Genomic DNA, 23,078 nt, shown 5'->3' on the forward strand with positions numbered 1-23,078 from the left:
CCATGGAGCGAAGCGAATTTGCCGCCCTGTTGGAGGCAGTGCGGGAGAAAGCCCCCCTGGTCCAGTGTATTACCAACATCGTCACCGTCAACGACTGCGCCAACATTCTGCTGGCGGCGGGGGCTTCCGCCACCATGGCCCACCATCCTCTGGAGGTGGCCGACGCGGTGGCGGGCGTTCAGGCCCTGGTGCTCAACCTGGGGGCGGTGGGGGACCGGGAGGCCATGTTCATCGCCGGAAAAGAGGCCAACAAGCTGGGAGTGCCGGTGGTCTTTGACCCGGTGGCCGCCGGGTTTACCGGCCTGCGGCGGGAGACCGCCCGCAGGCTGCTGGAAGAAGTGCACTTTGCCGTTATCCGGGGCAACGCCTCGGAGATCCGGGCCCTCACCGAGGACAAGGAGGGGGGCAGCGGAGTGGATGTGGCCGCCGCCGACGCCGTCACCGAGTCGGGCCTGCCCCAGGCGGCGGCTCTGGCCCGCACCCTGTCCAAGCGGACCGGGGCGGCGGTGACCCTCTCCGGGGCGGTGGATATCATCGCCCAGGGGGACCGGGTCCTCTTTCTCCGCAACGGCAGCCCCACCATGGCCCGCATTACCGGCAGCGGCTGTATGCTGTCCGCCCTCACCGGGGCCTTCTGCGGGGCAAGGCCGGACCAGCCCTTTGAGGCGGCGGCCGCCGCGGCGGTGTCCATCGCCCTGGCGGGCGAGCGGGCAGAAGGGCTGCGGCTGCAAAAGGGGACGGGCAACGCCACCTTCCGCATAGATCTGATCGACAGCGTGTTTAACCTGACGGGGGAGCAGCTGATACAAGGAGTGCGTTATGAAATTTACCGAGGATGACATTCGGCGGGGGATGACCCTATACGCCGTCACCGACCGCAGCTGGCTGGGGGAGCGCACCCTGGTCCAGGTGGTGGAGCAGGTGCTGCGGGGGGGAGCCACCTTTCTCCAGCTCCGGGAAAAGGAGCTGGACCGTGCCGCTTTTCTGGCGGAGGCCAGGGAGCTGAAGGGACTGACTGCCAAATATCGAGTACCATTTGTAATAAATGATGATATTGATATCGCTTTGGAATCGGATGCGGACGGGGTACACCTGGGCCAGACCGATCTGATGGGCCGAGACGCGCGGACCCTCATTGGCCCGGACAAGATCCTGGGCATCACCGCCAACACGGTGGAGCTGGCGGTGGCGGCGGAAAAAGCTGGGGCGGATTACATCGGCGCCGGGGCGGTGTTCGGCACCACCACCAAGCAAAACGCCAAGAACCTGAGCCTGGATATTCTGCGGGACATTTGCCAGGCGGTGACCATCCCGGTGGTGGCCATTGGGGGTATCAACGGGGACAACCTGCCCCGGCTGGCTGGAACGGGGGCGGCGGGGGCCGCCGTGGTGTCCGCTCTCTTTGCCCAGAAAGACCCGGAGGAAGCCGCCCGCCGTCTGCGGGCTTTGGCAGAGAAAATGGTGACTGCCCATGGATAAGCGGTTTTGTATTTTCGATATGGACGGCACCCTGGTGGACTCCATGCCCATCTGGAAATCCCTGAGCAGAGATTACCTGCAGGCCAGAGGACGCCACCCTACCCAGGCCCAGCTGGACGCCATGGGCCCCATGACCATGCTGGAGGGGGCCGCCTTTCTGATGGATACCTTTGGCGTGGAGGGCCCGCCTGAGCGGATCATTCAAGAGATGCACGCCGTCATGGAGGCCCACTACCGCACGGATATTCCCCTGAAGCCGGGCGTCAGAGCGTATTTGGAACGTTTGAGGGGAGAAGGGGCCAAGCTGTGCGTGGCCACCGCCACGGCGGAGCCTCTGGCCCAGGCCTGCCTGGAGCGGCTGGAGGTGGCCGGGTATTTTGACTTTATCCTTAGCTGTGAGACGGTGGGGGCGGGCAAGACCAAGCCCGACGTATATCTGGAGGCCGCCCGCCGCCTGGGGGCCAGCCCGACGGATACCGCCGTCTTTGAGGACGCCCTGTATGCCGCCCAGACCGCCAGAGAGGCGGGGTTTTATGTGGTGGGCATCCCGGAGGCAGCATATCAAGACGACTGGCCCGCTCTGGAGGAGTTGGCGGACGAGACCATATTGGATTGGAGGAAGGCTCTATGACGGTAAGCCGGCGGCTCTATGAGGCGGCAAAGCCCATCTGGCAGGCCTGCCATGACCACCCCTTTGTGCGGGGCATCGGGGACGGCAGCCTGGACCGGGACAAGTTCCGGTATTTTCTGCTGCAGGACTATCTCTACCTCTTTGACTACGCCAAGGTGTTTGCCTGGGGAGTGGTGAAGGCGGACGACCCAGAGCTGATGCGGTTTTTCTCCGCCAATGTGGACGCCATCCTGGGGGGCGAGATGAAGACCCACCGGGCCTATATGGCCCGCATGGGGATTACCGAGGAGCAGGTGTTCCAGGTCAAGCCCGCCCTGGCCAACCTGTCCTATACCCATTACATGCTGGCGGCTGCTGCGGCGGGCGGTCCGGCGGAGATTGTGGCCTCCATTCTGGCCTGCTCCTGGAGCTATGCCGAGATCGGTGCCCGGCTGGCCCAGGCGCCCGGCGCGGCGGACCACCCCTTCTATGGCGAATGGGTGAGGGGTTATGCCAGCCAGGAGTACCAGGATACCAACGACGCTCTGGTGGCCCGGCTGGACGCTCTGGCTGAGGGCTGTACGGAGGAGCAGTACCGGCGGCTGGAGGATATCTTCGTAGCATGCAGCCGGTATGAGCTGGGCTTCTGGGAGATGGCCTGGAGGTTGGAGCAGTGAGTGCCCTGGAGTTTCGCTCGGTGTCCTACCAGTACCCCTCGGAGGACTTTGACATTGTGGACAAGCTGTCCTTTCAGGTGGAGCCCGGCTCCTTCCACTGTATCTTGGGGGTGAGCGGCTGCGGCAAGAGCACCATTTTCCGCATGACCAACGGCCTGCTCCCGCCCAAGGGTGGGGAGATCCTGGTGGACGGGGCTCCCATCCAGGGACGAAAGCGGTACTGCGGCTATATGCCCCAAAAGGATCTGCTTTTCCCCTGGCGGACGGTGGGGGAGAATGTGGCCCTCCCATTGGAGATCGCCGGAGGGCTGTCCAAGGGCCAAAGGCGGAAGAAGGTGGAGGCGGCCCTGGCCGACGTGGGCCTGGAGGGCTGCTGTGACAAGCTGCCGGGGGAGCTGTCCGGCGGTATGCGGCAGCGGGCGGCCTTTGCCCGCACCATGCTGACGGGGAGCGACCTGCTGCTGCTGGACGAGCCCTTTTCCGCCCTGGATTTTCTCACCCGCATCTCCATGCAGGAGTGGCTGCTGGACCAGTGGCAGCGGCACAAAAAGACCATTTTGTTCATCACCCACGATGTGGAGGAGGCGGTGTTTCTCTCCTCCAGCGTGCTGGTGGTGGAGTCTACCCCCATCCGGGCCCTGACCGAGGTGCCGGTGCCCGCCGGATTTCCCCGGGACCGGTCCTGCCTGAAGGACCCGTCGTTGGTGGAGCTGAAGGAACAGCTTATTGCGTTGCTGAGAAAGCAGGTGAGCCTGTGAGAAGCGCCTGTAAAGCTAATTTACCTGCCCTCATTTTCCTGCTGGCTCTGGTGATGCTGTGGCAGGTGGGGGCCATGGGGATGAACGCCGCCTATATCCTGCCCACCCCGGTACAGATTTTCCAGCGGATGTGGGAGCTGCGGGGGCCTCTGTTCACTGTCCACCTGCCCGCCACTATGGGGGTGACTGCCATCGGCTTGGTCCTCTCCCTGGTGCTGGGGCTGGCCCTGGCGGTGGGGATGGACGCCAGCGATATGGTACGTAAGATGCTCTATCCCGTGGTGGTGGTGTCCCAGACCATCCCCACCACCGCCATTGCCCCCCTCTTTGTGCTGTGGTTTGGCTACGGTATCTGGAGCAAGGTGCTGGTGACGGTGCTCATCACCTTTTTCCCCATCACCATCACGGTGTACGACGGCCTGCGCTCGGCCAAGACCGAGATGGCCGAGCTGCTTCAGACCTACGGCGCCACCCGCCGGGAGATTTTTTGGAAGATCAAGGCCCCCTGCGCCTTGCCTTACTTTTTCTCAGCCATCAAAATGGCGGTGCCCATGAGCATCATCGGGGCGGCCATCGGGGAGTGGCTGGGGGCCCAGAGCGGCCTGGGCTACTTCTCCCGCCGCATGATGACCCAGCTGGACGGGGCGGGGGTGTTTGCCCCCATTGTGCTCCTCTCAGCGGTGGCCATGGTCGCCGTAGGAATTGTGGCCCTGCTGGAGCGGAAATTTGTCCGCTGGCGGGGCGAATCTTCCTGAATCAGACAGAAAGGAACGATGGATATGAAACGAATTGGAATCCTTGCCCTGGCCGGGGCCCTGCTGCTGGCCGGGTGCTCCGCTCCTGCCGCCAACGACAGCCAGGAGACCGGCAGCGGCGGCCAAGAGCTGCGGGAGATCAACGTGGTACTGGACTGGTACCCCAACGCCCTCCACGCCTTCCTCTATGACGCCATCGAGAAGGGCTATTTTGAGGAGGAGGGGCTGAAGGTCAACATCCAGTTCCCCTCCAACGCCAACGACGCCATCTCCCTGGTGGCCGCCGGTCAGGCGGAGATCGGCCTGTATTACCAGCAGGACGTAATCATCGCCCGGGCCGGTCAGGATGTGCCGGTAAAGTCCATCGGCGCGGTGGTCCAGGGGCCGCTGAACATCGTCCTTTCTCTGAAGGAAAAGGACATCACCTCTCCCGAGGACCTGGTGGGCAAGACCATCGGCTACGCCGGCACCGAGCTGTCCGAGGCCCTGATCCGCTCCATCATGGCCTATGTGGGGGCCGATTCCAGCGACGTGACCATGATCGACGTGGGCTTTGACCTGATGAGTTCCATGACCACCGGAAATGTGGACGCCACCATCGGCTGCCTGGTGAACCATGAGGTGCCCCAGCTGGAGGAGGAGGGGTTTGAAGTCAACTACTTCGACTTGGACGACTACGGCGTGCCCACCTACTACGAAGGGGTGTTTCTGGCCAACGACACCATGATCGCCGAGGAGCCGGAGGTACTGAAAGGTTTCCTGCGGGCCTGCCAGAAGGGCTTTGACGACATGCAGGCCGACCCGGATGGGGTGCTCCAGATTCTGCTGGACAACCAGAACGAGGAGAATTTCCCCCTGTCCCAGACGGTGGAGCAAAAGAGCATGGCCACCCTGCTGCCCATGATGGAGACGGCGGACGCCCCCTTCCTGTCCCAGACGGCGGAGTGCTGGCAGGAAAATGTGGACTGGCTGCTGAGCCAGGGGCTCATCGACGAGGCTCCCGCTCTGGACGAGCTGTATGTGGACCTGATGAACGGATAAAACCAAAGATGGAGCGCCCGGGACCCTGTACAGGGTCCCGGGCGCTCCATCTGTTTTTCATTTTACTGGCCGGACGCTGTGCCGGGGAGCGAGAAAGACCCGGCTTTGATGCACGCCTGGAAATAGGCATAGATTTGCTCCACCCGTGCCCAAACCTGGTCGTCATAGTAGATATCCGTCCGCTGACGGATCACGCTTTCCACATGCTGGCGCAGGTCGGTATAAAACAGATGAGTCACATCATAGCACACAAACTGTTCATCCTGATAGACCTTGTAGGGCTCCAGCTGCGCAAAGGTCAGCAGCTGTCCATGGATCAGAGTATAGTCCTGGGGGCTTTTCAGGTCGGCGGTTTCGTATGTCATCAGATAGAGCAGGGGAACCGGAGCGCCGCCGTCAGATTGGCCCTTGTACTGCGGAAGATGGGCGTTCAGGACCAGCGCCCGCTCCCCCTCCGCCCCGCCCACCGGGATGCCGTATGCGTCCAGGGTGGAGATATCAGCGCCGATCAACGAAAGCTGATATTCTGCCGGTACGCTCTCGTCAAAGGGAACGTCCGGGTCTGGCAGCTCTGGAAGCAGGGGAAGAGACGCCGGGGATACCAGCCGGTCCCCCAGCGGATAAAGCAGCGCCTGGCAATCGGCGTAATAGGCCTGAATTTTGTCCCGGCGGGCGTCGGGATCAGTAATATAAGTATCAAAATAGGGCTGGAGTTCCTCGGCTGTCCGGCTGGCCAAGGCAGCGTCGGCCTCAGATGGAGACAGAGGCTGGGGCTCCTCCTGAACGGATTTTGGCGATGGAGCAAATTCCACAGAACACATCCAGTCCTGCCCGAAGAGAAAGTTGTTGTTGGTCAGGACAAAATAGTAGTGATCGTTGGTAAGGGGCTGTTCCAGCAGGGACAGGTCATAGGCGCTGGAGAGGTCTACCGTCATGGTGCCGCTGGTATGGGCTTCAATGGTGGTCCCCTCAAAGAGGACCGTGTCCGAAAGGGGCTGGATTTCCTGACTGGTGGACCATTGCATCAGCTTCAGCTTGGGCTGGAAACACAGCACCTTGTCGGAGCGGTTTTCCACCTGGATGGATACCAGACCATTCCCCTGATAGGTGGCGCTCAGGCTCAGCTCGTCGCCGGACAGAGAGGAAAAGAGGCTGACGGCAAACGCGCTCAGGGTCAGGCAGCAGGTCAGGACCGCCGCCAGCAGGAGTACCCGACGGACGGTGGGGCGGGCAGAGGACCGGCGGGGAGGCTGGACCCCGGTCCGGTCTGTAAAAATGGTTCGGATGGCCTGAAGATGGCCTTTGTGAAAGAAACTCATGGATACGCCTCCTTGCAATGGGTCAGCAGGTCCCGCAGCTTCCGCTTGGCGCGGTACAGGCGGTTGTTGACCTGCTTGACGCTCAGACCCAGGGCCAGGGCGATCTCCCTGGGCTTCTGTCCGTACTCATATCGGCGGATGAGGATCTGGCGGTCGGGCTCCTCCAGCGTGGAGACGGCCTCCAGCAGCTCCTGACGGGCATCCCGGGCCAGCAGACCGTCCAGCAGGCCTGTCTGCTCTGCCCAGACGCCCTCCTCCAGCGGCACGGTGCTGTTTCTGGCCAAGGCCCGGCAGCGGTCGGTGGATTTGCTCCTTGCCACGATGGAGAGCCATGTTTTCAGAGAGCCCCGCCGGGGATCATATTTTTCCGGGTTCTCCCACAGGTAAATGAAGGTGTCCGCCACGCACTCCTCCATATCCTGCTCTGATCCCACGGTTTGCAAGACAGCCTCGGCAATACGCCAAAGCAGCTTGGAATACTTGGTGATGACTGCGTGGATGACCCGCTCGTCGCCGTTTTGAATGGCCTGGCTTACCGCTTCATCCTTCAAAAGCGTCACCTCTTTTCACTGGGTTTGACCGGTCATATATAGTACGTCTGAAACAGCAAAAACACTCGATACAATCTGTAAATCATGCAATAAAAATGTCCTGCTGCTATAGCAACAGGACATTTTTATTATCTTCTTCTGCGGCGTCCGCTGTAGCGGGAACTGCCGCCGCTGTAGGAGTAACCTCCTCTGCGGCCGCCCCGACGGCCCCCAAAGAGGACCCGGCGAAGGATAAGCGCCACAATGCCCACCAGCGCCGCAGCCAGCACGATCTTCACCCACAGCTGGGAGAAAAACTTCTGGATCCGGTCCACATAGTAGAGCAGTTGGTCTACCTCCACGTCAATGCTGGCAACCAGGGGAAGAGAGCCATATTCCTTGCCATTGAAGGAGGCGGTGATGGTGCCCAGTACCTGGCCCTTTTCCACCGGAGCCTCCACCGAGTCGGCGTTGCGGGTATACGTAAAGGTAAAGTCCTCAGTGGAAATGTCGTTGGGCAGCAGGGCGGAGATCTCTCCCTGGGGCTCCAGGGTCACATAATTGGTGTTCTTGCCCAAGGTGACCGCAATCTCCGGGATGTCCCGCTTGGTGGAGTCCAGAATGGTCTGGGTGGAAAAATTGTTGAAGCCCCACTCCAGCAGACGCTTGGACTCGCTGAAGTAAGTAAAGCCGTCGCTGCCGCTGGTGCCGGGCTCCCGCTCACAGCCCATGACCACCGAGATCAGGCTGCGGTCCTCCTTGGTGGCGGAGGCGGCCAGGCAGTAGCCCGCCTCCGGGGTGTGGCCGGTCTTGATGCCGGTGGCGTAGGAGTACAGGTAACCGGTTACATTCCAGTTGGAGATCAGCGCGTTGGTGGAGTGGACGGTGCGGGGTTCCGTGTGCAGGTTGGTGGCGGGCAGGTCATAGCTTTTGGAGGAGACGATGGCCCGGAAGGTCTCATGCTTCATGGCCTCCTGGCACATCAGGTAGATATCGTAGGCGCTGGTGTAGTGGTTGTCGTCGTGGTAGCCGTGGGTATTGGCAAAGTGGGTGTCGGACATGCCCAGCTCGGCGGCCCGCTGGTTCATCAGCTCCACAAAGGAGGCCACATCGCCGCTGACCGCCTCGGCCATAACGTTGCAGGCCTCGTTGGCGGAGGGGATGAGGGCGGCGTACAGCAGATCAATGACCCGAATCTGCTCCCCCTCCTTGATATCGGCGGTGGAGGCATTTTCCCCGATGCCGGTATGGATACTCGCCCCGGCGGTGATTACCTGGTCCAGGGTGAGCTTGCCCGCGTCCACCGCCTCCAGGGTGAGCAGGCAGGTCATGACCTTGGTGATGGAGGCGGGATACATCTTATCGTGGGCGTTCTTCTCATAGAGGACCTCATTGGTGTTGGGGTCCACCAGAACGGCGGCCTTGGCATCCACGTCCATTTCATCCAGAATGGCGCTGCCGCTGCCGGTACTGTCGCCGCTGCTGGCGGCGGCGAAGGTGGTGAGCAGTCCCGTTATCAGGACCAGGGAGAGAAACAGAGAAAGCAGTCTTGATTTTTTCATAGGAAACTCCATTTGTGTATGATATAATACGTACAGTGTTATCTCCCTCATTATAACAAACCCACGACCCAGACGCAACGGGAAGGCGGTTACAAAAAAATGAAGATTTCCAAATTGGAGCTGATTTCTCTGCTGCTGGCGGCCGCGTTCGCCGCCTTCGCGGCGGGCTGGTTCCTCCGGGGCGCGGCCAGTGCCCAGCCGGTGCGGGTGGAGACCGCTGATCTGCTGGCCCAGAGCACTGCCCTGGTGCTCTCCGCCCCGCCCCAGATGTCGGAGGGAACAGAACCTCAGACGCCGGAGCCCTCTGTCGCTCAGCCCACCCCCGCCGGGACCATTCCCACCGCCTCGGGGGGACTGGTGGACCTGAACACCGCTTCAGTGGAGGAGCTGATGACCCTGCCGGGCATTGGGGAAAAGCGGGCGGCCGACATCATCGCCGACCGGGAGGCCAACGGTCCCTTCCGCACCCCGGAGGATCTGACCAGGGTGAGCGGCATCGGCGAGGGCATTTTGGCGGGGTTGATCGACCTGGTAACGGTTTCGTGACAAAGGAGGATTATCTTGAAAATATTGGTAGTCGATGACGAAAAGGTGCTGGTCAAGGGCATCAAATTCAACCTGGAGAGCGAGGGCTATCAGGTGGAGGCGGGCTATGATGGGGAGGAGGCGGTGGAGCTGGCCCGGGGCGGCAGCTTCGATCTCATCATTCTGGACCTGATGATGCCCAAAATCGACGGGCTCCAGGCCTGTATGCGCATCCGGGAGTTCTCCAACGTGCCCATCATCATGCTCACCGCCCGCAGCGAGGACACCGACAAGATCATCGGCTTTGAGTGCGGGGCGGACGACTATATCACCAAGCCCTTTAATATTTTGGAGCTGAAAGCCCGGGTACGGGCCCTGCTCCGCCGGGCGGGCATGGCGGCCCAGCAGCGGGGGGGCGGGGGCAAGCTGACCATCGGCCATATCACGCTGGACCCGGACGCCCGGGCGGCCTGGAAGGACGGCAAGAGCGTGGATTTGACCGCCAAGGAATTTGACCTGATGGAGCTGCTCATGCGCAACCCGGGCCGGGTGTACAGCCGGGAAAATCTGCTCAACGTGGTGTGGGGCTACGAGTACGCCGGGGACTACCGAACGGTGGACGTCCACGTCCGCCGGTTAAGGGAAAAGCTGGAGCTGGACCCGGCCAACCCGGCCTATATCCTCACCAAATGGGGCGTGGGGTACTATTTGAAGAATGGATAAGAGACGGAAGGAGGAGGGGGCTCGGCGGGTACCCTTCTGGCGGTCCCTCCAGACCAAGTACGCCATGACCTATTTGGTCATTGTGGCGGCGGTGATGGTGCTCCTCAACACCTATCCCCTCCAGGTGTCCCAGATCCTGGCCTACCAGTCCAAGCAGAATTCCCTGCAAAACCAGGCTTCCGTGCTGGCCTCCACCCTGGCCACTGGGCCGGAGGCGCTGACCCAGGAGGGGGCCACCCGGACGGTAAGCCTGCTGCTGGGCAGCCTGGGGGTCACCCGGGTGGTGGTCACCGATCCCAACGGCATGGTGCTGTGCGACTTCCAGGAGGGCAGCCAGCGCACCGACACGGTGGGCCAGTTTGCCATGCTGTGGGAGATCGTCACCGCCCTGCGGGGCAACGATGTGTTCCGCTCGGAGTATGACAGCGGGGCTTTGTGCAGCCGGGCGGCGGTGCCCATCACCTACCGCTCCATGACCCAGGGGGCGGTCTATCTCTATGAGTACGATGCCGAGCAGGGGGCGCTGCTCCAGGGCATCCAGACCAACCTGCGTACCATCTCCATCGTTATCTGCCTGGTGACGGCGGCCATGGGCGTGGTGTTCTCCAAGGCCCTTACCCGGCGGATCGCCCAGCTGCTGGGAGGCATCCACACGGTGCGCCAGGGCGAGTACAGCCACCGGGTCACCGTTAGGGGCGGGGACGAGCTCAGCCGCCTGGCCGACGAGTTCAACGAGCTCACCGGCCGGCTCCAGACCACCGAGGAGGTGCGCCGCCGCTTTGTGTCCGACGCCTCCCACGAATTGAAAACCCCCCTGGCCTCCATCCGGCTGCTGACCGACTCCATCCTCCAGGCCGACCACATGGACGACGAGACCGCCCGAGAGTTTTTGACCGACATCGGGGACGAGGCGGAACGGCTCACCCGCATCACCGAAAAGCTGCTCACCCTCACCCGGCTGGACACCGCCCATGTACTCCATCCCGTTCCCGTGGACGTGGGGGCGGTGGTGGAGCGGGTGGAGCACATGCTCACCCCGCTGGCCCGGGCGGCGGAGGTCAGGCTGGAGCTCTCTCTCCAGCCCGGATGCGTCATCCTGGCCACCGAGGACGATCTGTACCAGGTCGCCTTTAACCTGATGGAAAATGCGGTGAAGTACAACCTGCCCGGCGGAACGGTGTACGTCACCTTGAAGCAGCTGGGGGTCCAGGTGCTCCTGCTGGTGGAGGACACCGGCGTGGGCATCCCGGAGGACGATCTGCCCAAGATTTTTGACCGGTTTTACCGGGTGGACAAGGCCCGCTCCCGGGCCGCCGGCGGTACCGGGCTGGGGCTGTCCATCGTGCGGGACACGGTGCGCCAGCACGGCGGCACCGTCACCGCCCGGCGGCGGGAGCCGGAGGGCACCTGCTTTGAGGTGCGGTTTCCGCTATGGGATGAGAAGGGAGGGGAGGCGCCATGAAAAGGAAAGGCACTGTACTGCTGCTGTGCGCCGCCCTGATGGCGGCGGTGGGATGTGCCGCCCGGCAGGATTCCGCCGGTAAGGGGGGCGGGACGGAGTATCTCGTTTACTACTCCGCCCTGTCTGACCAGCGGGGGGAGTCGGCGGTGGAAGGAGAACGCCACACCCTTCCCCAGGGCCAGGACCCGGTCCCCAGCCTGATGGAGGTACTGCTGGAGGGACCGGACTCCGCCCGGCTGACCTCCCCCTTTCCTGACGGCCTTCAGTTGCTGGACTGGCAGCTGGAGGAGGGGCGGCTCCACCTGGACCTGTCCGAGCAGTATTACAGCCTGTCCGGGGTGGATCTGACTTTGGCCGACGCCTGCCTGACCCTGACCTTCTGCCAGCTGGAGGAGGTGGAGTCGGTGTATGTGACGGTGGAGGGCCGGGAGCTGTCCTACCGGGCCGTCCAGCAGCTGTCCGCCGGGGATATCCTGCTCTCCGGCGGCGCCGACGAGCCCCTGGCCATGGGGGTGGAGTTGTGGTACCTGCGGCCGGACGGACAGGCTCTGGAGGTGGAGCGGCGGCAGATTGTCAAGACGGTGGACCAGACCCTGGTGCAGGCCGTACTGGCCGCCTGGGCCGAGGGGCCGGAGGACGGCCTGACGCCCTGCCTGCCGGAGGGCAGCCAGATCCGGGATGTGACCCTTCAGGACGGGGTGTGTACCGTGGACCTGTCTCCCGAGTATATCCAAGGCCTGCCCCAGGACGAGACGGCCGCCGCCCTTATGGTGTACGCCATGGTAAATACCCTGTGTGAGGTGGACGGGGTGGAGGCGGTCCAGCTTTACATTGAGGGGGAGCCCGCCCCCGCTGTGGGGGGGCTGCCTCTGGACCGGGCCCTCATCCCAGACCTGTCTCTGGCGGAGGGCAGCTATTGACAAGGAAACGTCTCTGGTGTAACATACCACATATTGTTCGGACTTTATAACGTTAACGCGATACAGGCAACCCCTGCAAACCCCACGCGAAGAAAGGAAGAATCAGCCCATGAGCCAGCACCGCATCGCAACCCAGTGTATCCACGCCGGTTATACTCCCGGCAACGGAGAGCCCCGCAACATTCCCATCATTCAGTCCACCACCTTCCGCTACGCCACCGGCGAGCAGATGGGGGCCCTCTTTGACCTGGAGGCCAGCGGCTATTTCTATACCCGGCTCCAAAACCCCACCAACGACCATGTGGCCGCCAAGATCTGCGCCCTGGAGGGGGGGAGCGCCGCCATGCTCACCTCTTCCGGTCAGGCGGCCTCCTTCTATGCCATCTTCAACATCGTCTCCTGCGGAGAGCATGTGGTGTGCTCCTCCTCCATCTATGGGGGAACCTACAATCTGTTTGCCGTCACCATGAAGCGGATGGGCATCGACTTCACCTTTGTGGACCCCGACTGTACTGAGGAAGAGCTGGAGGCCGCCTTCCGGCCTGAGACCCGGGCGGTGTTCGGCGAGACCATCGCCAACCCGGCCCTCACCGTGCTGGACATTGAGAAGTTTGCCAAGGCGGCCCACGCCCATGGGGTGCCCCTCATTGTGGACAACACCTTTGCTACCCCGGTGAACTGTAACCCCTTCCAGTGGGGGGCGGATATCATCACCCACTCCACCACCAAGTACATGGACGGCCACGCCAACGCTGTGGGCGGCGCTATCGTGGACTCGGGCAAGTTCGACTGGACTGCCCACGCCGACAAGTTCCCCGGCCTCACCACCCCCGACGAGAGCTACCACGGCATCACCTACACCGAGAAATTCGGCCTGGAGGGGGCCTACATCACCAAGGCAACCGCCCAGCTCATGCGGGACCTGGGGGCCATTCCCTCCCCCCAGAACTGCTATTATCTGAACATCGGCCTGGAGACCCTCCCCCTGCGGGTGGCAAAGCACTGTGAAAACGCCCTGGCGGTGGCCAAGTTCCTGAAGGACCACCCCAAGGTGGCCTGGGTGCGCTACCCCGGTCTGGAGGGAGATCCCTACTACGAGCGGGCCAAGAAGTACCTGCCCAACGGCTCCTGCGGCGTGGTGTCCTTCGGTGTGAAGGGTGGCCGGGCGGCGGCCTCCAAGTTCATGGCCGGGCTGGAGCTGGCCTCCATCGCCACCCACGTGGCCGACGCCAAGACCTGCACCCTCCACCCCGCCTCCACCACCCACCGGCAGATGACCGACGAGGAGCTTCACGCCGCCGGAGTATCCCCCGACCTGGTGCGCCTCAGCGTAGGCATTGAGGACGTCAACGACATCTTGGAGGACGTGGAAAAGGCCCTGGGGCAGATGTAAGCCATGTGGGTAGACCAGACTGTTTACAGCGGCCCCCCGGCGGAGGAGCGGGATCCCAACGAGATGGCGGTATACGCCTTTCTGGATGAGCTTGGCATCCCCTATACCCGGTGTGACCACGAATATGCCAACACCATGGAGGACTGCAAGGCGGTAGAGGCGGTGCTGGGGGCCCCGATCTGTAAAAACTTGCTTCTGACCAACCGGAAGCAGACCGACTTTTACCTGCTGATGATGCCGGGAGACAAGCCCTTCAAGACCAAGGACGTTACCGCCCAGCTGGGCTGCGCCCGGCTGTCCTTCGCTACCCGGGAGCACATGAAAGAGCTTTTGGGGGCCGCCCCCGGTTCGGCCAGCGCCTTTGAGCTGATGCACGACAAGGAGGGCAAGGTCCAGCTGGTGATGGACAGAGAGCTGCTGGAGGGGGAATCCATCAGCGGACACCCCTGCTTTTCCACCTCCACCCTGAGGCTGAAGCGCACAGATTTTCTGGACCGTTTTCTGCCTGCGGTGGGCCACCAGCCTGTGTTTGTGGATCTGCCCTGGCCGGAACAAGAGTAAGGAGGGAGGGCCATGCTGGCCTATACCTATCTCCGGCAGGGGGAATTTGCCCTGCTGGACAAGCCCAAGCCCCAACTGCAAGGGGATGGGGACGCCATCGTCCGGGTCACCCTGTCCAGCATCTGCACCAGCGACCTGCACATCAAGCACGGCTCGGTGCCCCGGGCGGTGCCCGGCATCACTGTGGGCCATGAGATGGTGGGTGTGGTGGAGGAGGTGGGAGCCGGAGTGTCCACCGTACAGCCCGGCGACCGGGTGACAGTCAACGTGGAGACCTTCTGCGGACAGTGCTTCTTCTGCCGGCACGGCTGGGTGAACAACTGCACCAACCCCAACGGAGGCTGGGCACTGGGCTGCCGTATCGACGGCGGCCAGGCGGAGTATGTCCGGGTGCCCTACGCCGACCAGGGACTGAACAAGATCCCGGAGGGGGTCACCGACCGGCAGGCCCTCTTTGTGGGGGATATTCTGGCCACCGGCTACTGGGCGGCAGACATCTCCCGCATCGGTCGGGCGGATACGGTACTGATTATCGGCGGCGGTCCCACCGGACTGTGTACCCTCCAATGCGTCCAGCTCCATGAGCCCGCACAGATCATCCTGTGCGAGAAGGACCCCCAGCGCCGGGCCTTTGTGGAGGCCCATTACCCCGGTGTGCGGACAGTAGGACCGGAGGAGGCGGAGGCCTTTGTGCTGGCCCACAGCGCCCACGGCGGGGCCGACGTGGTGCTGGAGGTGGCGGGGGGCGGGGACACCTTCCAGCTGGCCTGGAAATGCGCCCGGCCCAACGCCCTGGTGACGGTGGTGGCCCTGTACGATGCCCCCCAGATGTTGCCCCTGCCCCAGATGTACGGCAAGAACCTGACCTTCCAGACCGGCGGGGTGGATGGGTGCCGCTGCGGGGACATTCTGGCCCTCATCGCCCAGGGAAAGCTGGACACCACACCCCTCATCACCCATACTTATCCCCTCAGCCGCATCGGGGAGGCCTATGACCTGTTCGAGCACCGGCGGGACGGGGTGGTCAAGGTGGCCATTGAGGGACCGCAATAGAACGCAGCAAGCGCATGGAGAAGGGAACCAACTTCTCCATGCGCTTTTTGTTACCAATGCAATTCTTTTGTGATAAAACTGTCACGTTTTCCGGGGAGAGATTTGGTATAATAGGGGTACACAACGGAAGGCGACAACGTCTTTGGAAAGGAAGTGTGGAGGATGAAACGCCTGCTTGCTCTGGGGCTGTGTCTGGCCCTGCTGTGTCCCGCCGCTCTGGCGGCGGAAGAGACGGAGCTATGGAAACGGACCGAGCCGGGGGGAAACTATGTGACGGTTCGCCTGCCCTACCCGGCGGGGGAGGAGATGGACTGGACCGATACCCAGCGCCTGCTGGTGCGGTACGCCGACACTGGGGAGCCGGTGGCCCTCACCAGCGACTACCAGCGGGGCTGGCTCTTTGCCACCCTGCCCGCCAAGGAAGCCGAACGGCCCTTGGAGGTCTATGTGGGGGAGGAGCACCGCTTCCCCGACTGTGTGGAGGTGTGGCAGGACCATTCCTATTATTATCCTCCCGGCGGCACGGAGGCGCTGTATCTCCGTGGGGTGGTGACGGGAGACGGGGCGGGAAACCTGAACCCGGACCAGCCCATCACCCGGGCGGAGGCCGTTACCCTGATCTGCCGGTTGATGAGCCTGGAACCCGCCGGAGACCCCGGTTATGCCGACGTATCCCCGGAGGACTGGTACTATGAGGCCGTCTCCGCCGCCCGGGCGGCAGGGATCGCCGCGGCGGATACCAGCTTCAACCCCACAGACCTGGTGACCCGGGGAGAGATCACCGTCCTGCTGGCCCGGGCTATAGAATATGTGGGCTGGGTCACCATCCCGGAGGAGGGAGACCGGGCCGGCCTCTCTCTGGCGGATGCCGGTCAGATTCCCGACTGGGCTTTGGGGGCCTATCTGGCCTTTGCCTCAGACAGAGCCTTGGGCATCTTCACCACTCAGGACACCGGGGAAGAGGACCCGATCTATGGCGGTATGGGCACCGAGTGGCTGGCCCAGTGGGATCAGGCGGCTACCCGGGGGGAGGTCATCACCTTTATGGACAACGCCCGTCAATATCTGCCCTGGTATCCCACCCAGACCGCCATTGACCTGGGCTTTGACCAGACCATGCCAGTGGTGGACGGCTCCACCTCCACCTATCCCTACACCACCACCCTGTATGGCGCACTGTTCTACAACTACGAACAGCATCCCCAGTTCCCGGACAGCCACTCCAAGAGCCATGAGTCCTATGAGCGGCTGATCAGCGGGGAGGTGGATGCCCTCTTCGCCGCCACCCTGCCCTCGGAGGATCTGAAAGCCCAGGCGGAGGCGGCGGGGGTGGAGCTGACCTGTATCCCCATCGCCTACGACGCCATGGTCTTCTTTACCAACGCCCAAAACCCCATCGAGGGCCTGACCCGGCAGCAGATCCAGGACATCTATGTGTGGGGCAAGTACGATAACTGGAGCCAGGTGGGCGGGCCGGACGCTGGGCTGCTTCCTTACCGCCGCAACGCGGACAGCGGCTCCCACGCCCTGATGGAGCAGTATTTCCTGGAGGGAGGCAAGCTGTCCCTCAGTCCCGATGTAAACAATGTGCTTACCTCCTATGCCATGTCCTCCGCCCTCACCGATGTGGCCGAGGCCATGACCACCGATCCCCTGGCCTACGCCATGGGCTACAGTGTGTATTACTATTATGTCAACAGCTACTGGCTGCTGGGGGATTCCTCCGGCGGCGACCTGAAGCTGTTGGCGGTGGACGGGGTGACGCCGTCGGAGGCCACCATTGCCGACGGCAGTTATCCTTTGGCTGGATACAACTATCTGGTATTCCGGTCCGATGAATTGGAGGATTCCCCCGCCCGGAGACTGGCCGCCTACCTGCTCACCGAAGAGGGCCAGGCCCTGGTGACCAACGCCGGGTTCGGGGCTTTGAGTCAGGCCGATGTGGCGGCGGCCAAGGGGCTGCTGTGAACTCGTGGAAGAAAAATGGAGTGCCGCCCCGGCACTCCATTTTTTGATATGCTCAGATTTCCCTGCGGCCCTCCAGGGCCCGCATAAGGGTGGCGTCGTCGGCGTACTCCAGGTGGCTGCCCACCGGAATGCCGTAGGCCAGCCGGGTGACCTTTACCCCGAAGGGATGCAGGATACGGGAGAGGTACATGGCGGTGGCCTCCCCCTCGGTGTCCGGGTTGGTGGCCATGATGACCTCGGTAATGTCACCGGCGGCCACCCGGCTCACCAGCTCCTTTACCCGCAGCTCGTCGGGGCCCACATGGTTCATGGGGGAGATCACCCCATGGAGCACATGGTACACCCCGGGGTACTCCCGGGAACGCTCCATGGCGGCCACGTCCTTGGGGTCGGCCACCACGCACACCAGGGAGGGGTCCCGCTTGGGGTCCTGGCAGATGGGGCACAGCCCGTCCCCCTGGGAGAAATTCTGACACACCGGGCAGCAGTGGATGGCCTCCTTGGCCTGAGTGATGGCCTGGGCAAAGGCGGCGGCGTCCTCCTCCGGCAGAGAGAGGACGTAAAAGGCCAGCCGCTGGGCGCTCTTGCGGCCAATGCCCGGCAGGCGGGCAAACTGCTCCACCAGCGTTTCCAGCGCGGGGGGGAAGTACTGCATCCTTACCCCTCCCGCAGCGCGGCAATGGCTGCCGCCGGGTCGGCCGCGCCATAGACCGCAGAGCCCGCTACCAACGTGTCGGCTCCGGCGGCGATGACCTTACCGGCGGTCTTGGGGCTGACGCCTCCGTCCACCTCCAGCCGGCAGGCGGGGTTATAGCGGTTGATAAGGGCGCGGACCTGGCTGATGGTGTCCAGCTGGTGCTCCATAAAGGCCTGTCCACCAAAGCCGGGCTCGACCGTCATGACCAGCACCATATCCAGCTCCTCCAGATAGGGCAGGATGGCGCTGGCGGCGGTGATGGGCCGCAGGGCCACCGCTTTCTTCACCCCGCACTGCTCCATGAGCCGCAGGGCCTCGGCGATGCGGGTGGGGTGGTCGGCCTCCAGATGGACCGACAGCAGGTCGGCCCCCGCCTTGGCGAAGGCCTCAATGTAGCGCACCGGCTTGTCGATCATCAGGTGGACGTCCAGGAACATATCGGTGCACTTGCGGATGGACTGGACCACCGGCACCCCGATGGTGATGTTGGGGACAAAGCAGCCGTCCATCACATCCACGTGGAGCCAGTCGGCGGAGGACACCCGCTTGATGTCCCGCTCCAGGTTTACAAAATCAGCAGAGAGGATAGAAGGGGCAATTTTAATCATCTTTTACCACTCCATAGTCAAAAAGATCGGGCAGATTGGCGGAACAGCCCGTCCGGGGACAGGCGGGGGGCCGGGTCAAAGGAGGCGGGAGCCACATAAGATACAGCAAGCGGATGCCGCCCAGGGCCCCCGCCGCTCCCCCTGCGCGCCCACGGGCTGCCGGCCCGGCGGGCCATGCCCTGGAATCGCGGGCCGCATCATATAGTGTCCGGGGGAGCCTTGGCTCTCCCGGACACAATTGGTTTTTGGGAGCCTTTCTTAGTTATAGAAATCGTTGGTGTGGCACTCCCGGGCCTTGTAGCCGGCGGCGCGCATGGCGTCCAGAATGGCCCGCTTGTGGGTGTGGCCGAAGGCCTCCAGGGTGACCCGCAGCTCCACGCCGCTCTGGCGGTTGATGTTGACAAACTGGTTGTGCTCCAGCTTGATGATGTTGCCGTTGGCCTCGGCCACGATCTGGGCCACCCGCAGCAGCTCGCCGGGGCGGTCGGGCAGCTGCACCGAGAAGGTGAACACCCGGCCCCGGTTGATAAGGCCGTGCTGCACCAGGCTGGCCACGGTGATGACGTCCATGTTGCCGCCGGAGAGGACAGGCACCACGTTCTTTCCCTTGCACTTCAGATGGCTCAGGGCGGCGATGGGCAGCAGGCCGGCGTTCTCCACGATCATCTTGTGCTTTTCCATCATGTCCAGGAAGGCGTCCACCAGCTCGTCGTCGTCGATGGTGATGATGTCGTCGATGTTCTTCTGGATGTAGGGGAAGATCTGGTCGCCGGGGGTTTTGACCGCCACGCCGTCGGCGATGGTCTCCACCTTGTCCAGGGTGACCACATGGCCCGCGTCCAGGCTGGCCTTCATGGAGGCCGCCCCGGTGGGCTCCACCCCGATGACGGTGACGTTGGGGTTGAGCAGCTTGGCCAGGGTGGACACGCCGGTGGCCAGTCCGCCGCCGCCGATGGGCACCAGGATCACGTCCACGTCGGGCAGGTCCTGGAAGATCTCATAGGAGATGGTGCCCTGACCGGTGGCAATGGCCGGGTCGTTGAAGGGGTGGACGTAGGTCAGGCCCTCCTCGGCTGACAGCTTGGCGGCCAGCTCGGCGGCGTCGTCGAAGGTCTCGCCGTGGAGCACCACCTTGGCCCCGTAGTCCTTGGTGTTGTTTACTTTTACCAGGGGGGTGGTGGTGGGCATAATGATGGTGGCGGACACGCCGGCCTGCTGGGCGGCGTAGGCCACGCCCTGGGCGTGGTTGCCGGCGGAGGCGGTGACCAGGCCCTTGGCCTTCTCTTCCTCCGACAGGGTGCTGATCTTATAATAGGCGCCCCGGATCTTGTAGGCGCCGGTGACCTGCATATTCTCCGGCTTGATGTAGACATGGTTGCCGGTTGCCTTGGAAAAGGCGGGGCTGTAAACCAGACTGGTGCTGCGGATCACGCCGGACAGCACGCTGCGGGCCTCTTTAAATTCTTTCAGGGTGAGCATGGGGACAGACTTCCTCTCTACAAATCGGAATATGTCCTTAATGATACTGACTTTTTGGGGGAAAGTCAACGTGTTCTTGACACTGGAAGAGGGGAACGGTACAATGACGGGGAGAACAGCACCGATTTTATTGGTATGAAATACGGAGGGATGTAGGCATGGCTGACAAGATGGAGTTTACCCCGGAGCTGACCCTGACCCCGGATCTGAGCGCGCCCGTGGTGGAGACCGCCCCCAAGACCGAACTGGCCGCCGCAGATGAAGAGGCCCAGGCGATCCAGTTGGACGAGAGCAGGCTGACCGAGGCCGAGCGGAAGATGGTGGACGATTTTGTCCAGAAGATCGACCTGACCGACACCAACCTGGTGCTCCAGTACGGCGCGGCAGCCCAGAAGAATATCGCCGGATTTTCCGAAAACACCCTCAACGCGGTGCGCACCAAGGACCTGGGTGAAGTGGGGGAGGCGTTGGCCTCTCTGGTGGTGGAGCTGAAGGGCTTTGGAGGCGAGGAGGAGGAGAAGGGCCTCTTTGGCTTTTTCAAGAAAAAGCGCAATCAGCTGGAGGCCATGAAGACCGCCTACGCCAAGGCCGAGACCAACGTCAACCAGATCGTGACGGTGCTGGAGAACCATCAGGTGACCCTGATGAAGGACATCGCCATGCTGGACCAGATGTATGAGCTCAACACCAAATATTATAAAGAGCTGACCATGTATATCCTGGCGGGCAAGAAGCGGCTGAACCAGGTGCGCGCCGGGGAGCTGGAGACCCTGCGGCAGCGGGCGGCCCAGAGCGGTGCCCAGGAGGACGCCCAGGCCTACAACGACCTGGCCAACATGTGCGGCCGGTTTGAGAAGAAGATCCACGATCTGGAGCTGACCCGGATGATCTCCATTCAGATGGGTCCCCAGACCCGTCTGCTCCAGAACAATGATACCCTGATGCTGGAGAAGATCCAGTCCTCCCTGGTAAATACTATCCCCCTGTGGAAGAGCCAGATGGTGTTGGCACTGGGGCTGGAGCACTCCCGCCAGGCCACCGCCGCCCAGAGCGCGGTGACCAACATGACCAATGAACTGCTGAAAAAGAACGCCGACCTGCTGAAGATGGGCACTCTGGACACCGCTCGGGAGGCCGAACGGTCTGTGGTGGATATGGAGACCCTCCAGCACACCAACCAGCAGCTCATCTCCACCCTGGACGAGGTGATGCACATCCAGCAGGAGGGGGCGCAGAAGCGCCGGGAGGCCGAGGCCGAGCTGGGAAGAATCGAAGGCGAGCTGAAGCAGAAGCTGCTGGAGCTGCGGGGCTGAGTTGAATGGAACAAGGGGCTGTTGCAAAATCGCGCAACAGCCCCTTTTGTCATCAAACGGACACAACTTTCTGTTATCCTGTCTGTGAAAGGAGGAGAGGGACATGGCCGACCACATTCTGGTGGTGGAGGATGAGAGCCGCTGCTGGGCGGTCAACCGCACCGGCGGGGTCAGCTTTACGGTCCTGCTGCCCGGCTTGCAATCTGAAAGGTGATGTGGTATCATTTCCTCAACTCAAACGAATCAGGAGGGAATGAGATGGGATATAACCGTCCGCAGTCCAAGTGGCTGGCTCGGGACGCGATGCGGGGGGCCTACCCCCACCCCATGCTGGTATCGCTGGTCTATCTGCTGCTGACCAGCGTGCTGGGCAACGTGGTGATGAGCTTTGTATCCAACCCCTTTGACGCTGCCTATTATTATCTGACCCAGACCAACTATCCCGTGGATGAGATTATGAGCGCCATCTTTACCCCCAGCCGAATGGCGGTGCTCCTGTTGATGGAGCTGCTGCTCAACCTGTACTTTTGGGTGATGAGATACGGCTACACCTCCTACTGCCTCCGATTGACCCGGCGGGAGGGCCCCAGCTACCGCAATCTGCTGGACGGCTTCTATTCCATGGGCCGGGCGCTGGGGGTGAACTTCCTGGTGGCGCTGTTCCAGTTCCTGTGGGGGCTCATCGGCGTTGCCGTCTACGTGGTCTTTGTACTTGTGGGCGTATTTCTGGGCAGCGGGCTGGCTGTTCTTATGGGGATTGTGTCCCTGGTGGTGTGGAATATCTATATTTCCTACCGCTACCGGCTGGCGGTTTACTTCCTGCTGGACCACCCGGAGATGGGGGTACTGGAGGCCATCCGCTCCAGCCGGGAGACCATGCGGGGGGTCACCGGGGCGCTGTTTGTACAGGACATGTCCTTCCTGGGTTGGTCGATCCTGTCCATTTTTACCCTGGGTATTCTGAACCTGTGGCTGGCCCCTTACGTTGGGTGTGCCGAGGCCAATTTCTACCACTGGGAGGTATACGGCTCCTACCCGGAGCGGCCCAGCGTGTTATAAACATAATATGGTAGAATAGGAAAAAGGCCGCCGGAAGGCGGCCTTTTTCCAGTCTGCCGAAAAAGATCTGGAGATCTTTTTCGGCAGGACCGACAACTATTTGTGATCCTCCGGAGTCAAATAACAGGAACAGTCCATCACCAAACAACGAAAGGAAGAACCCAAATGAAACGACTGGTATGTATGGCGATGACTCTGGTGCTGGCGGCCCTGTGCCTGACGGCCTGCGGCGGCACAGGGGGCGGCAGCGCCGCCGACAAACCCGCCGCCTCCGGCGCCGCTCAGCAAGAGGAGAACAAGGTGGTCCACGGTATCATCAACCGTATTGGCAACCATCTGGTGCTGCTCACCGACGACGGCGAGTATCAGATCATGGACTATACCGACAAAGCCATCCTGGACGGCTTTGCCGAGGGGGACAGCGTCGATGTGACCTACACTGGGGAGCTGGGCGTGGAGGACTCCACGCCGGTGATCGTCTCCATTGAAAAGGCTGACTGAAGCGGTTTGTCTCTGGCTGGGCCCGCTGCGGGTCTGGGGCTGTTATTCTGCCCCGGACCTGCGGCTCTTTTCATGTATTGACGAT

24 protein-coding genes are annotated in these 23,078 nt (G+C 62.4%); 18 read left to right on the forward strand and 6 right to left on the reverse strand.

The window, feature by feature from the left end; genetic code table 11:
* Window positions 1-2 precede the first annotated feature (2 nt).
* From thiM to Q0J75_RS06695, 7 genes are read left to right on the forward strand one after another with little or no spacing between them, the layout of a single operon-like run.
* Window positions 3-839 carry a hydroxyethylthiazole kinase gene (thiM, locus tag Q0J75_RS06665; RefSeq protein ID WP_297198539.1) on the forward strand — a complete coding sequence of 279 codons (837 nt, stop codon included), beginning with the start codon at window positions 3-5 and terminating at the stop codon, window positions 837-839.
* A complete protein-coding gene (gene thiE, locus Q0J75_RS06670; RefSeq protein ID WP_297198542.1) occupies window positions 820-1,479 on the forward strand; it encodes a thiamine phosphate synthase in 660 nt (219 codons plus the stop codon). Before thiM ends, thiE begins: the two co-directional genes overlap by 20 nt.
* Complete coding sequence (locus Q0J75_RS06675; protein ID WP_297198545.1) at window positions 1,472-2,110, forward strand: HAD family hydrolase; 639 nt, start codon at window positions 1,472-1,474, stop codon at window positions 2,108-2,110. The genes thiE and Q0J75_RS06675 overlap by 8 nt, the downstream gene beginning before the upstream one ends.
* Window positions 2,107-2,766, forward strand: coding sequence for a thiaminase II (tenA, locus tag Q0J75_RS06680; RefSeq protein WP_297198548.1), 660 nt, complete (start codon window positions 2,107-2,109; stop codon window positions 2,764-2,766). Before Q0J75_RS06675 ends, tenA begins: the two co-directional genes overlap by 4 nt.
* Window positions 2,763-3,524 carry an ABC transporter ATP-binding protein gene (locus Q0J75_RS06685; RefSeq protein ID WP_297198551.1) on the forward strand — a complete coding sequence of 254 codons (762 nt, stop codon included), beginning with the start codon at window positions 2,763-2,765 and terminating at the stop codon, window positions 3,522-3,524. The genes tenA and Q0J75_RS06685 overlap by 4 nt, the downstream gene beginning before the upstream one ends.
* A gap of 53 nt (window positions 3,525-3,577) precedes the next feature.
* Window positions 3,578-4,279 (forward strand): ABC transporter permease, encoded by a 702-nt coding sequence (locus Q0J75_RS06690; protein WP_297198616.1) that lies wholly within the window; start codon window positions 3,578-3,580, stop codon window positions 4,277-4,279.
* 24 nt (window positions 4,280-4,303) lie between these two features.
* The gene (locus tag Q0J75_RS06695) at window positions 4,304-5,320 is read left to right on the forward strand and encodes an ABC transporter substrate-binding protein (protein ID WP_297198553.1); all 1,017 of its coding nucleotides are present in this window, start codon (window positions 4,304-4,306) and stop codon (window positions 5,318-5,320) included.
* Window positions 5,321-5,382: 62 nt separating this feature from the next.
* Here the strand turns inward: Q0J75_RS06695 and Q0J75_RS06700 are convergent, their stop codons facing one another.
* The 3 genes from Q0J75_RS06700 to Q0J75_RS06710 all read right to left on the reverse strand — a co-directional run bounded on the left by Q0J75_RS06700 (window position 5,383) and on the right by Q0J75_RS06710 (window position 8,731).
* Window positions 5,383-6,639 (reverse strand): hypothetical protein, encoded by a 1,257-nt coding sequence (locus Q0J75_RS06700; protein WP_297198555.1) that lies wholly within the window; start codon window positions 6,637-6,639, stop codon window positions 5,383-5,385.
* A complete protein-coding gene (locus tag Q0J75_RS06705) occupies window positions 6,636-7,190 on the reverse strand; it encodes a sigma-70 family RNA polymerase sigma factor (RefSeq protein ID WP_297198558.1) in 555 nt (184 codons plus the stop codon). Before Q0J75_RS06705 ends, Q0J75_RS06700 begins: the two co-directional genes overlap by 4 nt.
* Window positions 7,191-7,318: 128 nt before the next feature.
* Window positions 7,319-8,731 (reverse strand): D-alanyl-D-alanine carboxypeptidase family protein, encoded by a 1,413-nt coding sequence (locus Q0J75_RS06710; protein ID WP_297198561.1) that lies wholly within the window; start codon window positions 8,729-8,731, stop codon window positions 7,319-7,321.
* A 99-nt stretch (window positions 8,732-8,830) separates the two neighbouring features.
* Between Q0J75_RS06710 and Q0J75_RS06715 the strand changes: the two genes are divergently transcribed.
* The 8 genes from Q0J75_RS06715 (at window position 8,831) to Q0J75_RS06750 (ending at window position 17,336) form a co-directional block, all read left to right on the forward strand.
* A complete protein-coding gene (locus tag Q0J75_RS06715; protein ID WP_297198563.1) occupies window positions 8,831-9,277 on the forward strand; it encodes a ComEA family DNA-binding protein in 447 nt (148 codons plus the stop codon).
* Between the two features lie 15 nt (window positions 9,278-9,292).
* Window positions 9,293-9,979 carry a response regulator transcription factor gene (locus Q0J75_RS06720; protein ID WP_297198565.1) on the forward strand — a complete coding sequence of 229 codons (687 nt, stop codon included), beginning with the start codon at window positions 9,293-9,295 and terminating at the stop codon, window positions 9,977-9,979.
* The gene (locus Q0J75_RS06725) at window positions 9,972-11,441 is read left to right on the forward strand and encodes a sensor histidine kinase (protein ID WP_297198567.1); all 1,470 of its coding nucleotides are present in this window, start codon (window positions 9,972-9,974) and stop codon (window positions 11,439-11,441) included. Before Q0J75_RS06720 ends, Q0J75_RS06725 begins: the two co-directional genes overlap by 8 nt.
* Window positions 11,438-12,361, forward strand: coding sequence for a GerMN domain-containing protein (locus tag Q0J75_RS06730; protein WP_297198569.1), 924 nt, complete (start codon window positions 11,438-11,440; stop codon window positions 12,359-12,361). The genes Q0J75_RS06725 and Q0J75_RS06730 overlap by 4 nt, the downstream gene beginning before the upstream one ends.
* A 109-nt stretch (window positions 12,362-12,470) precedes the next feature.
* The gene (locus Q0J75_RS06735) at window positions 12,471-13,754 is read left to right on the forward strand and encodes an O-acetylhomoserine aminocarboxypropyltransferase/cysteine synthase family protein (RefSeq protein WP_297198571.1); all 1,284 of its coding nucleotides are present in this window, start codon (window positions 12,471-12,473) and stop codon (window positions 13,752-13,754) included.
* A 3-nt stretch (window positions 13,755-13,757) separates the two neighbouring features.
* Window positions 13,758-14,315, forward strand: a complete 558-nt coding sequence (locus Q0J75_RS06740; RefSeq protein ID WP_297198573.1) for a prolyl-tRNA synthetase associated domain-containing protein — start codon at window positions 13,758-13,760, stop codon at window positions 14,313-14,315.
* Window positions 14,316-14,327: 12 nt separating this feature from the next.
* Entirely contained in the window at window positions 14,328-15,368 is a 1,041-nt protein-coding gene (locus Q0J75_RS06745; protein ID WP_297198575.1) for an alcohol dehydrogenase, read from the forward strand.
* Window positions 15,369-15,530: 162 nt separating this feature from the next.
* The gene (locus tag Q0J75_RS06750) at window positions 15,531-17,336 is read left to right on the forward strand and encodes a substrate-binding domain-containing protein (protein WP_297198577.1); all 1,806 of its coding nucleotides are present in this window, start codon (window positions 15,531-15,533) and stop codon (window positions 17,334-17,336) included.
* A gap of 52 nt (window positions 17,337-17,388) precedes the next feature.
* Here the strand turns inward: Q0J75_RS06750 and recR are convergent, their stop codons facing one another.
* The 3 genes from recR to ilvA all read right to left on the reverse strand — a co-directional run bounded on the left by recR (window position 17,389) and on the right by ilvA (window position 20,120).
* Complete coding sequence (gene recR, locus Q0J75_RS06755) at window positions 17,389-17,991, reverse strand: recombination mediator RecR (protein WP_297198579.1); 603 nt, start codon at window positions 17,989-17,991, stop codon at window positions 17,389-17,391.
* A 2-nt stretch (window positions 17,992-17,993) separates the two neighbouring features.
* Complete coding sequence (gene rpe, locus Q0J75_RS06760) at window positions 17,994-18,641, reverse strand: ribulose-phosphate 3-epimerase (RefSeq protein WP_297198581.1); 648 nt, start codon at window positions 18,639-18,641, stop codon at window positions 17,994-17,996.
* A 258-nt stretch (window positions 18,642-18,899) separates the two neighbouring features.
* A complete protein-coding gene (gene ilvA, locus Q0J75_RS06765; RefSeq protein ID WP_297198584.1) occupies window positions 18,900-20,120 on the reverse strand; it encodes a threonine ammonia-lyase in 1,221 nt (406 codons plus the stop codon).
* 158 nt (window positions 20,121-20,278) lie between these two features.
* On the opposite strand from ilvA, the gene Q0J75_RS06770 reads away from it, so the two are divergent.
* The 3 genes from Q0J75_RS06770 (at window position 20,279) to Q0J75_RS06780 (ending at window position 22,993) form a co-directional block, all read left to right on the forward strand.
* Window positions 20,279-21,433, forward strand: coding sequence for a toxic anion resistance protein (locus Q0J75_RS06770; RefSeq protein WP_297198587.1), 1,155 nt, complete (start codon window positions 20,279-20,281; stop codon window positions 21,431-21,433).
* Between the two features lie 258 nt (window positions 21,434-21,691).
* A complete protein-coding gene (locus Q0J75_RS06775) occupies window positions 21,692-22,492 on the forward strand; it encodes a DUF975 family protein (protein WP_297198590.1) in 801 nt (266 codons plus the stop codon).
* Window positions 22,493-22,657: 165 nt separating this feature from the next.
* Window positions 22,658-22,993, forward strand: a complete 336-nt coding sequence (locus tag Q0J75_RS06780) for a hypothetical protein (protein ID WP_297198593.1) — start codon at window positions 22,658-22,660, stop codon at window positions 22,991-22,993.
* Window positions 22,994-23,078: the final 85 nt, after the last annotated feature.

The sequence above is a fragment of the uncultured Flavonifractor sp. genome, from assembly GCF_944385615.1.
Taxonomy (GTDB): domain Bacteria; phylum Bacillota; class Clostridia; order Oscillospirales; family Oscillospiraceae; genus Flavonifractor.